Here is an 11,768-nt window from a genome sequence, read left to right on the forward strand (position 1 = left end):
CGTACGCTCGGTTAGCGCGCCTCCTCCCCCGCCGCCGCCTCAATGCACCGGGGAACGGCGTCGTCATCCTTCAGGCCGGAACTCCTTCCGACCGGGATCTCGCGAAAGTGTCGGTCCGATCTAAGCTGGCCGAGAAGCTCTATACCGTTCATGTCCGGCATCAGGATATCGGCCAATACGAGGTCGAATTCCTGCTGATCGAAGATACGAATCGCCTCTTGGCCGGAGCTTGCCGCTACGACGGTGTGTCCATCGCGGCGGAGCCGTCTGGACAGGAGATCGCGATTTGACGCCGTGTCGTCGACGATGAGGATACGTCCTGCGCGTTCCGTGACGGCCGAAGAACGGGTCGCCATTGTCCTAGCCAGATCGGCGGCGATCGTTCCATCGAATTTAGGCTGAAATTCCTGATCCGCATCAGGAGGCGACCCATCAAGTGTTTCGTCAATCTGCGCAAGCAAATTGCGGCTTTCACGAATGACCTTCGACACATCCTCCAGCAGGCGCGCCGGCAAGGTATCGGCGAAGTCCTCGATCAACATCTCGGAATAGCCGAGGATGGCATTCAATGGCGTTCTGAGATCATGCCGTAAAAGTCTATCGAGCGAGGGGGCTTTCCCACTCTCCGGTGTTTCGATGTCGAGAAGCCGCTTGATCAATGTATTCAGCTCCCGGGCGGCGCTCAATATCCTTTCAAGATCCGGCAAAGCATCACTGGGTCCCGCTTCACGCACCTCTTCCGTAATCAGTTCCTGATAACCCAGAATGGCCTGGGCTGGATCGACGATATTTTGGGCGATTCTGGCGATAAACATCCGGTGCCCGATGTCCCGAGATTGAGCCACGATCGTTACCCTCCGGTCAAACGGGCGATCTTGTCGAGCAGACCCAGTAGTTCGATCGGTTTGGTGTCGTAGTCGTCACAACCGGCCTCGATTGCCCTTTCACGATCGCCGGCCATGGCATGGGCGGTCAGTGCGATCACCGGTATGGCAGCAGGGTTGGGATTTCTTTTGATCCGCTTTGTTGCTTCCCAGCCGTCGATGACAGGAAGGCTCATATCCATCAGAACCAAGTCCGGCTTCGTGGTCACGGCCGCCTCGACGCCGGCTAGCCCGTCCGTTGCGCTGACAACTTCGTAACCACGTTTCTCCAAGCGGCGGGTGAGCATATCGCGGTTCATCTCATTGTCCTCGACGAGAAGAATCTTGACCATCCGAACATCTCTCCTCACGCCTCTTCCTTTTGCGGAAGGTGCCGCTTTAAGGCTGCAATCAGATCGGTGCGACCTTTGGTTCCTTTTCTGACTACTTCATTCGCGCGAACGCCCAACCACTCCAGCTCTTCTCGCGTCAAATCTTTCGAAGTGACGATAACGACTGGGATATCTGCCAAGTCGCGCCTGTCTTTGATCGCCTGAAGTAGCGTGAAACCGTCCATGTTCGGCATCATCAGGTCGAGTACCATAATCGTCGGCCGTCCGGCCTCGAGTTGTTCAAGACCATGGCGACCGTCGGCCGCCTCCCGAACCCGCCAACCCTCGCGGACGAGCACCCTGCGGAAAAGATCGCGGGTTGCGGGGTCGTCATCAACGATAAGCACATCATGGCGTGCTTCGCCGGCGACTGCGTTTAGGGTATCGACGAGTTGCTGAGGGTCGATCGGCTTGATCAGATGGTCTACGGCACCGAAGGCCAGGCCCATCTCGCGATCGGCGACAACCGTCGCGAGGATGACGGGAATATCGCAGATCGCCTTGTCCGACTTGATTTCACGCAGAACGGACCAACCGTCTTGACCCGGCATGATCACGTCAAGGACGATTGCGTCCGGGTGCAATCTACGGATTTTTGACAAGCCCTCCTCTCCACCCGTCGCCTCGATCACGGTAAAGCCTGCGCTGCGAACGGCGTCGGAGACGAAATTGCGAGCCCGCGCCTCATCATCAATCACGAGAACTGTTGGATGCGCGCTCCCATCGTCCAAGGTATCGATTTGCGGCGCATTTTCCTGGACGATATCTGTTCTGGTGATCGCAGGAATTGTGAAGCGGAAGGTCGAGCCCTTTCCAAATTCGCTCTCGACGGAAATGGCACCACCCATCATCTTGACGAAATGCTGCGTGATGGTCAGACCGAGGCCAGTCCCGCCGTAATTCCGCGTCGTCGACGAATCGACCTGTACGAATGCTTGGAACAGCTTTTGCTGCTGCTCCTTCGTCATGCCTATTCCACTATCACTGACGGCAAATTCGAGCCATTCACCAACTCCGTCCTCGTAACGCCGCACCGCAAGCTTGATCTCGCCGTTCTCGGTAAATTTGGCGGCATTTGAGAGAAGATTAAACAGGTTTTGCCGTAACTTGGTCTTATCGGTCTCGAACTGATCCTGCTCGACGGAGGCACTCACTGTCAGGCGGTTACCCTTCTTGGCGATCAACGGCGCTACGGTATTTTGAACGTCGGCAAGAAGCTGTCTTAGACTGAGGCGCTCGATGTAAAGCTCCATCTTGCCCGCCTCGATCTTGGAGAGATCGAGAACGTCGTTGATGAGCGCCAGGAGATGGCGTCCCGAGCCCTCGATCTTATTGAGATCCGCAATGAATCCGGTCTGTCCGAGATCGCTGGCATCCTCGATGAGCATTTCGCTATAACCGATTATCGCATTCAAAGGAGTGCGCAGCTCGTGGCTCATGGAGGCGAGGAAGCGGCTCTTTTCTTCGCTGGCGACCTCTGCGCCACGCCTTGCCTCCTCCAGCTCCGCCTGTCGGTTCTTCAAATCCGAAATATCCGTGTAGACCGCCACGGTGCCGCCCTCCGGCGTCTTTCGCTTGGCAATGCGCAGCCATGTTCCATTGGCGAATTGCCGCTCGATCATGCCCTGCGGCTGGCGGTGACGCTGCATGGCCTCAGCGACCCAACTCTCAATGCTGCCGCTTCCGATATCGGTCGTGCCGCGTTCTGCCTGCGCACGAACGATATCTTCAAAGGCCCTTCCAGGCGTCATCAGATCCGCAGTCTCCGGAAAAAGTTGAAGATAGCGTTGGTTGACCAAAACCAGCCGGTCGTCCGCGTCAAAAAACGCGAACCCATCGGGAATGGTCTCGATCGCTGTCATCACCGTATTGCGCTGGCGCTCGGCAACCGCTTCAAGCTCTCGACGCTCGGCCTGGCTGTCACGCAGCAATCGCAACGTCTTTGAAAGTTTTCCGAATTCATCGCTGCCTTCTGGCGGCAGTTCGACATCCTCCTGCCCCCTCGTCAACTGCGTCATCGCCCTGTCGATCCGGCCGAGCGGCACCAGGATGGAGCGCAACACCAGCCAGGTCATCAGAATGCAGGCCAATGTCGTCACGCCGGCTGCGATCAGAGCTCGTAGATAGGTGTTGCGCGCCGTTGCATCGGCAGCGTCGCGCGCCAGATCGGCTTCGTTCTCGAGACGCTGTTCGAGTGACATGAGCACCGAATCGATTTGATCGCTATAGCTTCTGGCGGCCGCCAGCCGGGAGTTGCCTATAACCCGGTTGTCATTGGTGTAGGCGTCAACGGCCTCCATCGCCTTTTCAAAGTATGCGTTCGAACCTTGTAGGATCGTATTCGCTTCATCAGGCGCGAAGACCTTGATGCGGGCCAGATCTTGTTCCAGCGCTTTGCGAGCTTCTTGCGCGCGCCGTTCCGAGAGGGTCAACAGGCTGACCGATAGATCCGTCAGCCAATAACGGACCTCGCCAAAATGACGATGCGCCTTGGCAGCATCGTCAAACATATGAAAGCGCGCATTCGCCTCCTCAACACGCCCCTGATTTTCACGCAAATCATGCGCCATGAAGGCGACGCTAAGGAGCAGCGCGCCCAAAAGCGCGGCCGAAAGGCAAATAAGGCGAAGCGGAATCTTTCGATCCATCAAGCGGCCGATCCGCATTGGAATGGTAACGGAGGCTCTCATTTGAACAGCGTGATGCTGATCGCACCGGCCAAATCGCCTTCAGCTTTACCCTCCTTCGGGTAGCCCGTTACATCGACCTCGCCTTTGGGTCCCCCGTGACACGTCAGGCAGGATGCCGAGTAATATTCAGGGATCAGCATGCGAAAAGACTGGCGGCTGTTCACCTCCACCTGCTCGGTAAACGATTTGCCTTTTGGCCAATCGGGAGACAGAAAATTGCTCTCTATGACGCTCTGCTCCCAATCATCCGGCCGCGCCTTGCGATTGCGGATCAGCTCTTCCGGCGCCGTCACCTTCATCTTCGCCTTGTCGCCGACCTTTTCCTCGAAACGTTCATTGACCAACCGGCCGAAGGTCGAGGGAATGAACCCCTTGAAGCCTACTCCCTTCGTATCGATCAAGCTTTGATGTTCGTCGACAACTTCCTTTATTGCGGCGACCTGCGCATCGAACAATTGCTTATCGAGAGGGTTGAAATTCTGATCCGATACGGAATCGCCCTTGCGCTGGGCAAAGATCTGCAACGCTTCGTTGACGACGCGTTGGCCCGTGAGATCCTTTTTTCCTAGGGATTCGTCGTTGATAAGCTTCTGATGTGCCGAGATGACAGTCCGGCCGGCGCGCAACAATGTAGCGAGCCGTTCACCTGTAGTCATGTCGTCTTCGTCGGCAACAACAAAGCCCGCCAAAACACAGATCGCGGCCCATGCCAAAAAGACACCATATATCAGGCCACGCCGCATGTTGAGCCTCGTCGTATAGTAGCCGGGCTGCGATAATATCAGTTTGTGCTAAAATTCAAAAGTCATTAGTAACAGTCAGTGACGCCTAAGGCCCCTTTCACGTCGCGACGACGATGCATATTGCGCCAAGTCGTCAGCTTCCTTCCACGGAAAATCAAAATATACGGCGCTATCGTTTGCCCTGCGACTCTCTCCGCGACGGGCCAAAATGGGGGGTGAAAACGGGGCCTGAACTATTTCAACACGCTATCCCGGAAAAACGTCTGTCGTTCCTTCTCCGAGACGACGAGCCTCGCCGGTCATGGGTGCGAGACGATTTCGGAAATGCAGCTGCGCCTGATCTTAAGAATTGGGGTATGGCAGCTCTGACGTTCATCCGTTGATTGGCAATTAGTTGCGCTATAGGGTTTGTTTTGCGCGTAAATATGCCGCAAAGACTGAAGAGGAACTGAGATGGCGACCGGCACTGTTAAATTTTTCAACGATGATAAGGGATTTGGCTTCATCACGCCCGAGAGTGGAGGAGCTGACGTATTCGTTCACGTGTCTGCTTTGCAGCGAGGCGGCTCGCTCAGAGAAGGTGACAAGGTCAGCTTCGAAATAGGCCAGGACCGGAAGACCGGGAAGTCTAAGGCCGAGAACGTCAGCGTGCTCTGACCGCGTGCCGCGTGACAGCCTGACCAAGAAATTCGGCGAGGCTGGTCGCGTCTGAGATCTGCGGGCTCACTGCAAATAATTGCTTCCGCCATGGGGAGCTGCCCAGACTAGACTAGGTGCTGTTGACAAAGTGGCTTCCGAAATCGCGGACGCCGCTTCTCACGTCACTGTCCTCAATTCAAGCGTTGTCCATCACCACCAAACAAATGGACTTTGGTCAAATCGGCAGCAATCGATATCGTCTCTCCCGGATGAAGCTCTACACGATCCCTGAGTAGCAAGGTCACATCCACATCCCCGAGCTTGACGAGAACATGCGTTTCGGAGCCCGTCGGTTCCACGACGACGACGATCGCCGACGTTCCGCCGTCCTGGATAGAAAGATGCTCCGGTCGAACCCCATAGGCTTTGGCTGCGGCGCCATCCTGACCGGGCGGCAATGGCAATGCTGCTCCGTGCATCACGAACTTGCCCGCCGAAACCTTTCCCTCGAAAAGATTCATGGAAGGCGAACCGATGAAGGTTGCCACGAAAGTGTTTGCCGGGCGATCGAACAATTCGAGCGGCTTGCCGATCTGCTCGACGCGACCATTCCGCATCACCACGATCTTGTCGGCCATGGTCATGGCTTCGATTTGATCATGGGTGACGTAGACAGTCGTGGTCTTGAGGCGATGGTGCAGTTCCTTGATCTCCGCACGCATCGTTACGCGGAGTTTAGCATCGAGGTTCGAGAGCGGTTCATCGAAGAGAAACACCTGCGGATGACGAACGATGGCGCGGCCCATGGCAACGCGTTGACGCTGACCGCCCGAGAGCTGCCTCGGCAGCCGGTCGAGCAACGGTTCAAGCGCTAGGATGCCGGCGGCTTCCCCGACACGTTTGCGGATCGTCGCCCTGTCCTGCCCCTTCAGCTTGAGCGCAAATCCCATATTTTCTGCAACCGTCATATGCGGGTAGAGCGCATAGCTCTGGAAGACCATGGCGATGTCACGCTCCTTCGGCGCCACGTCGTTGACGACGCGGCCGCCGATGCGGATTTCGCCGGCGCTGATATCCTCGAGCCCGGCCAACATACGCAGCAAGGTCGACTTGCCGCAGCCGGAGGGACCGACGAGGGTGACGAATTCACCGTCTTCGATATCCACGGAAACGCCATGGATCACCGGCACGACGCCATATTGTTTGCGGACCGGTTCGATCGATACGGATGCCACGATATCCTCCTTTCCACTCTTTCAGAGCTTGAGCTGCCAGACGCGCGCGGTCGCAACGTTACCTTTGGGGGCGACCAGGCGCGCCGAGCGAACGGCGTTCAATCCCGGCAGGCGCTTCGTCCCAGTCCAGCGGCCGTCGTCGGCGAAAACCTCGATGGAGCCGATGTCCAGAAAGACGCGCAGCGTCGAAGGGCGCGCGCCAGCGGCGATGTAGTGCGGCGGCGATTTGCCGTCGCTGGCGTCGTAGATGATGCTCAATCCTTCCTGATCGATCCTCAAACCGAGCTCGACATCGGGATGATCTAATTCGAGATCGAACGCGGCGCCGGGTGCTGCGAGAGCGATGACGATCTCGACGGCTCCATTGGCGAGCACGAGCGTTTCGCCGGAACGCAGCCTGATGTCATCGACAAGCTTTTGTCGGAGGCTCTCGACGGCCGCGACCGGCGGCGTCAAGAGCGTGCTGTCCTTGAGGAGAACGCGGCGTGGCAACGTCATTGCCGACGGGAAATCAGCCTTCTTCGAGACATCCGTCCAATTGGCGAGCCAGGCGATGCCAATCGGGCCCGATCGGTCCACGAATGCCTGGAAGGCATAGGCGTCGGTTCCGAAATCGAGTTCCTGTTCGAATTCCTTGACGAAGTTCCGGCCGTCGAAACGGCCGACGGTGGCTATCGTAATATTACGCCGCCCGGTTGCCGGATCACGGCTTGTCAGGAGACCGAAGGTCAGCGCCCAACGGGTTTTCGGACCGTTTGCCGGGCCATCGAGCGGCACGATGCAGGGGCATTCGGCCGCCGTCATGCCAAAACGGTCCTCGCGGTGGAGAATACGAACGAACGTCCAGCCGCCCGCCGCCTCTGGATCGTCGGTCTCGTAAAGCAGGATGACGCCGCCAGCGTGGTCGCGGCTTCCAAGCAACATTTTCCAGCGGCCATCCGGGCCTTTGACGACATAGGGATCGCGGAAATCCGATGACAGGTCGAAGCCGACAGGACGCTCGGGCAGGATGACTTCCGGTGGCCTTACAGTGACCATGTCGTGGCTGACGGCTGTCAGCTGGATCTGCTCCTCGGGCGCGCGATCCCTGATCTGCTCGGTGAAGAAGACGCGAATGCCAGGCGCGTCCGCACTGAGCGGAATTGCCGTACCGGAAAAAGCGCCGCCACGTCCGTCGGCGCGCGCCGAAAGCTCCGCCGAGGGAAACAGGAAGACCGGCATATGCGTCCAGTGAAGAAAGTCATCGGAGACGGCGTGGCCCCAATGCATGGTGTTCCACCGCAGGCTGTGCGGGTAGTTCTGATAGAAGAGATGCACCTTGTCGTCGAAGCGGCCGAAGCCATTGGGGTCGTTCATCCAGCCGAAAGGCGGCCGGAAATGATAGCTGTCGGGGACATCAGGTGGGGCATTGACGTCACCGCTGTAGAGCACTGCCATGCCCTTTTCCAGGACGTCGGCCGGTGAGTAGGCGTAAATGACCGAGACGGCAGTGGTGGCGACGTCATAGCTGAATAATGTTTCGCCAGCTGGTTCGACTGCCAGCGTAACGAACTCGAACTCCTCGGAGTTTTGCGCCGTGAGGCGGCCGATGTCGCGGTCCCCTTGAACTATCCTTAACTCGGCGGGCATTCCCGCATGGACGGCCTTCAGCCACGCATGCAGCGTGGCACCAGCAGGAAGGAAGGCGCTCAGCGTCTCGATGCCGTCATCGGGAAGCGAAACGGGGTTTGCATGACGTGTCATTGATCACCCTTTCACGGCGGAGCCAACGAAGGAGCTGACGAACCAGCGCTGGAAAACGAGGTAGAGGACGAGGATCGGGATCATCATCAGGACAGAGGCGGCCATGGCGCGATCCCAGTAGATGCTGTCCTGGCCGAAGAAGGTCGCAATGGCGACGGCGATCGGTCGGGCATAGTCGGTCTGCGTCACCAAGATTGGCCAGAGATACTGATTCCAGGTCTCGATCCCCATGAGGATGGAGACGGTAGCAAGCGCCGGCAGGCTCAAGGGCAGGAAGATCGAGCGGTAGATCCGGAACACCGAGGCACCATCGATCTCGGCCGCTTCGAAGAGCTCCTTCGGCAATTGTGCGAAGAACTGATAGAAGAGATAGATATAGAGGGGGCTTGCGATCCACGGCACGATCTGGACGGCGAAAGTGTCGGTCATGCCTGCGCGCGAGACCATGACGACGAGCGGCATGATTATGCTTTCCTGCGGGATGACATAGAGAGCGATCACCAGGGACAGGATCAGTGCCCGCCCGCGCAGCGAACCCCAGGCCAGCACGAAACCGGCCATCGAATTGACGATCAGGCCGGCGCTGACGGTCGAGGCCAGAATGATCAGCGAATTGACGAGATAACGGCCGAAGGCGAGTTCGCCCGAGAGGTTTCCGACCTCCGCGAAATTCGAAAGAGTTGGATTCGATACCCAGAAGGCGCGGAAGCTGCCCATGTCGGCTAGAATCTGGAAGCGGTCGTCCTTGAGGCTCGCGATGACCAACATGAAGAGCGGCGAGATGATGACCAGCGCGATAACGAAGATGCAGGCGGTCTGCACAATGCGCAGCGAACCGATCGCCGAGCGCTCGCGCGTTGCCTCGGCCTTCACTGCGGAAATAGCGAGATCAGACATCGTAACGCCTCAGAAGCTGGCGCTGCACGAGCGCTATGACGAGAACGATCAGGAAGAGGATGACTGAAACGGCGGACGCATATCCGAGCTTCTGTTCCTCGAAGCCGGCACGTACCATGTAGTGCACCACGGTTTCCGTGCTGCTCCTCGGTCCACCCTGGGTCAGGATTGCGACCTGGGTATAGAGCTTGAAGGCCTGGATGGTCGTGATGACCAGCACAAAAATGTGCGTCGGCCTGAGGCCCGGCATGGTCACGTGCCAGAAGCGCTGGAACGCGTTGGCGCCGTCGATTTTCGCTGCGTCATAGAGTTCATCGGGAATGCCCTGAAGGCCCGCGAGGTAGACGATCATCTGGAAGCCATAGGCTTGCCATGCTGAAAGCAGGACGATCGAGAACATCGCCCATTGCGGATCGCCGAGCCAATCGATCGGCTGGATATATCCGCCCGAGAGGAAGCCGAGGATCTGGTTGAACGGCCCCGTGGGATACTGGAACAATGTGCCCCAGACGACACACACGACGACGACCGATGTGATCGCGGGCAGGAAAAAGAGACCGCGGAAGAAGTTCCGGAACGGCAACTTCTGGTGCAGCAGAAGAGCGGTGGCAAATGCCAGGCCGCATTGAACCGGCAGAATCCAGAAAGTGAACCGCGAGACGTTCCAGAGTGCGGTCCAGAAGAGATCGTCCTTCAGGATGCGCAGGAAATTGTTGAAGCCGACGAAGCGGACGGGGGTCGGACGCGGCACCAAGGGTTGATTGGTCATTGCCGTCCAGAACGACAGAAGGAACGGCACGATCAGGAAGATCGTCAGCAGCGCGAGTGCGGGCGCCAGCATGCCGATTTCCTGGAGCACGCGCCCCTTGTCCCCCCGCCGGACAGCACGCGCCGTGAGCGTCGGTCGCTGCAAGGTCATGATCTCCTCCAATGAAAGAACACAAGGGGCAAAACGCCTTTAACTGGCGGCTTTTCCTTGGGTTCGGTTATGGTTTGATCAGCGTTTTTGCCGATCGGCTAAATCTCTTCCTTTCGCTGGACAGGTTGTTGCCGTCCTGCGGTTCTCGAACCAATCTCCATCTGTGGACGCCCCGTTGAATGCAAGAAGAGTTTCGGGCGGCATTACGCGTAGTCGGGTGCTGACATCTGTCCGGCCTTTCGCGCGACCGTTCATCTGTCGCTGGCCCGTATGGGAGTTCGCGGATCGGGCTCCAAATCAATGCGGCGTGCTCGAAGCACTCCGGAGATTCCTGGCTTTCCCGACCCCGTCTCATCGACTGTTGCGCCATACCTTCCGTTCGACCTTCCCTACATCTCGACGACCTCTGGCCGGGCGGTTATGCCGCCACAGCTGGAGCCTTATAGACGCCACCCTTTGCCATGAGTGCCCATACGATGCGGGCCATCTTGTTGGCGAGAGCGACAGTCACAAGCATGGGTGGCTTGCGGGCAAGCATGCGCCCGAGCCACGAACCTTCTGGGGTGCCGCGCCGGCGAGCCTGCAGCACCACCGCGCTCGCACCAATGATGAGCAGGCGGCGCAGTGTTCGCTCTCCCATCTTCGATGTTTCGCCGAGCTTTTGCTTGCCGCCGGTGGAGCGCTGCAACGGTGTTAATCCTAACCAGGCTGCGAAGTCGCGGCCTCGCTTGAAGCCCGCCGCTCCTGGGGCCAGGGCGATCAAAGCCGTTGCGGTGATTGGACCGACGCCGGGAATTGTTGCCAACCGCCGTGCGTCTTCGTCTTCTCGGGCACGCCGAGCGATTTCGACATCCAGTTTCTGGATCCTTTGGTCGAGCGACTTCAGAGTATCAACCAAAATGGCGAGAGCCATGCGTGTGGCCTCCGGCAACTTGCTCGTGGAATCCTCTACGTGCAAAACAAGTCTGGTGACGTGAGATGGGCCTTGGGCAACAATCAGTCCGTATTCCGCCAGGTGGCCCCGCAAGGCATTGATTGTCTGAGTGCGCTGGCGCACCAGCAAGTCGCGTGCCCGAAACACCGCCGCGCTTGCCTGCTGCTCCTCGCTCTTAACCGAGACAAAGCGCATCGTCGGGCGCTGGGCTGCCTCGCAGATCGCCTCGGCATCGGCGGCATCGTTCTTCTGGCGCTTCACAAAAGGCTTTACATAGGCAGGGGCAATCAGGCGGACCGTGTGGCCGAATTTGCTGATCTCCCGTGCCCAATAATGCGCGCTAGAGCAGGCTTCCATCGCGACGATGCACGCCGGCTGTCCGGCAAAAAACGCGAGCAGCTTATCACGCCGCAGCTGCTTGCGGAAAATGACGGCGCCAGCGGTATCCGATCCATGCACCTGAAAGACATTCTTGGCCAAATCCAACCCCATCATGCTAACGTTCATTTCGGACGTCTCCTCTGTTGTGGCGGTTAACACCCACCATGTTGGCACATTCGATGCCGTCGAGGGGCGTCCACCCCATCAATGCGTGACCTGATGCGTTAGCTTCGGTCACAGAGTGACGTTCGGCTGCCGGTTTCCCATTCTCCTCAAGGAGCGCAACCCGGACCTGCCGGACTCGCTAGTAGACCATCAGGACAACCGGGATA

The 11,768-nt window shown here is 58.2% G+C and carries 10 protein-coding genes; 1 reads left to right on the forward strand and 9 read right to left on the reverse strand.

Annotated elements, in window-relative coordinates:
- Positions 1-11 precede the first annotated feature (11 nt).
- From C9413_RS18605 to C9413_RS18620, 4 genes are read right to left on the reverse strand one after another with little or no spacing between them, the layout of a single operon-like run.
- Positions 12-815, reverse strand: coding sequence for a response regulator (locus C9413_RS18605; RefSeq protein ID WP_170250741.1), 804 nt, complete (start codon positions 813-815; stop codon positions 12-14).
- 35 nt (positions 816-850) lie between these two features.
- Positions 851-1,216 (reverse strand): response regulator, encoded by a 366-nt coding sequence (locus tag C9413_RS18610; RefSeq protein ID WP_170250742.1) that lies wholly within the window; start codon positions 1,214-1,216, stop codon positions 851-853.
- 14 nt (positions 1,217-1,230) lie between these two features.
- On the reverse strand, positions 1,231-3,903 hold the full coding sequence (locus tag C9413_RS18615) for a response regulator (protein WP_170250743.1): 2,673 nt from the start codon (positions 3,901-3,903) through the stop codon (positions 1,231-1,233).
- Between the two features lie 38 nt (positions 3,904-3,941).
- Complete coding sequence (locus C9413_RS18620) at positions 3,942-4,601, reverse strand: DUF3365 domain-containing protein (RefSeq protein ID WP_223844109.1); 660 nt, start codon at positions 4,599-4,601, stop codon at positions 3,942-3,944.
- 540 nt (positions 4,602-5,141) lie between these two features.
- Here C9413_RS18620 and C9413_RS18625 point away from each other — a divergent pair.
- Positions 5,142-5,345: a cold-shock protein gene (locus tag C9413_RS18625; protein ID WP_040114525.1), complete on the forward strand. Its 204-nt coding sequence runs from the start codon at positions 5,142-5,144 to the stop codon at positions 5,343-5,345.
- 173 nt (positions 5,346-5,518) lie between these two features.
- Here C9413_RS18625 and ugpC read toward each other — a convergent pair whose 3' ends face one another.
- The 5 genes from ugpC to C9413_RS18650 form a co-directional block, all read right to left on the reverse strand.
- Positions 5,519-6,562, reverse strand: a complete 1,044-nt coding sequence (ugpC, locus tag C9413_RS18630) for a sn-glycerol-3-phosphate ABC transporter ATP-binding protein UgpC (protein ID WP_170250744.1) — start codon at positions 6,560-6,562, stop codon at positions 5,519-5,521.
- A gap of 21 nt (positions 6,563-6,583) precedes the next feature.
- Positions 6,584-8,305 carry a GH32 C-terminal domain-containing protein gene (locus C9413_RS18635; RefSeq protein WP_040114523.1) on the reverse strand — a complete coding sequence of 574 codons (1,722 nt, stop codon included), beginning with the start codon at positions 8,303-8,305 and terminating at the stop codon, positions 6,584-6,586.
- 3 nt (positions 8,306-8,308) lie between these two features.
- A complete protein-coding gene (locus C9413_RS18640; RefSeq protein ID WP_040114522.1) occupies positions 8,309-9,202 on the reverse strand; it encodes a carbohydrate ABC transporter permease in 894 nt (297 codons plus the stop codon).
- Positions 9,195-10,121, reverse strand: coding sequence for a sugar ABC transporter permease (locus tag C9413_RS18645; RefSeq protein WP_040114521.1), 927 nt, complete (start codon positions 10,119-10,121; stop codon positions 9,195-9,197). The genes C9413_RS18640 and C9413_RS18645 overlap by 8 nt, the downstream gene beginning before the upstream one ends.
- Positions 10,122-10,539: 418 nt before the next feature.
- Positions 10,540-11,562: an IS110 family transposase gene (locus tag C9413_RS18650; RefSeq protein ID WP_040114520.1), complete on the reverse strand. Its 1,023-nt coding sequence runs from the start codon at positions 11,560-11,562 to the stop codon at positions 10,540-10,542.
- Positions 11,563-11,768: the final 206 nt, after the last annotated feature.

The organism is Rhizobium sp. SEMIA 4085 (assembly GCF_013004495.1).
GTDB lineage: Bacteria > Pseudomonadota > Alphaproteobacteria > Rhizobiales > Rhizobiaceae > Rhizobium > Rhizobium gallicum.

What these genes read in the sequence shown, in the direction of transcription:
- C9413_RS18610 (WP_170250742.1), bottom strand. Translation starts at nt 1,216, where the DNA reads ATGGTCAAGATTCTTCTCGTCGAGGACAATGAGATGAACCGCGATATG.
- C9413_RS18635 (WP_040114523.1), bottom strand. Translation starts at nt 8,305, where the DNA reads ATGACACGTCATGCAAACCCCGTTTCGCTTCCCGATGACGGCATCGAG.
- C9413_RS18620 (WP_223844109.1), bottom strand. Translation starts at nt 4,601, where the DNA reads ATGACTACAGGTGAACGGCTCGCTACATTGTTGCGCGCCGGCCGGACT.
- C9413_RS18605 (WP_170250741.1), bottom strand. Translation starts at nt 815, where the DNA reads ATGTTTATCGCCAGAATCGCCCAAAATATCGTCGATCCAGCCCAGGCC.
- C9413_RS18615 (WP_170250743.1), bottom strand. Translation starts at nt 3,903, where the DNA reads ATGGATCGAAAGATTCCGCTTCGCCTTATTTGCCTTTCGGCCGCGCTT.
- C9413_RS18640 (WP_040114522.1), bottom strand. Translation starts at nt 9,202, where the DNA reads ATGTCTGATCTCGCTATTTCCGCAGTGAAGGCCGAGGCAACGCGCGAG.
- C9413_RS18650 (WP_040114520.1), bottom strand. Translation starts at nt 11,562, where the DNA reads ATGAACGTTAGCATGATGGGGTTGGATTTGGCCAAGAATGTCTTTCAG.
- C9413_RS18645 (WP_040114521.1), bottom strand. Translation starts at nt 10,121, where the DNA reads ATGACCTTGCAGCGACCGACGCTCACGGCGCGTGCTGTCCGGCGGGGG.
- C9413_RS18625 (WP_040114525.1), top strand. Translation starts at nt 5,142, where the DNA reads ATGGCGACCGGCACTGTTAAATTTTTCAACGATGATAAGGGATTTGGC.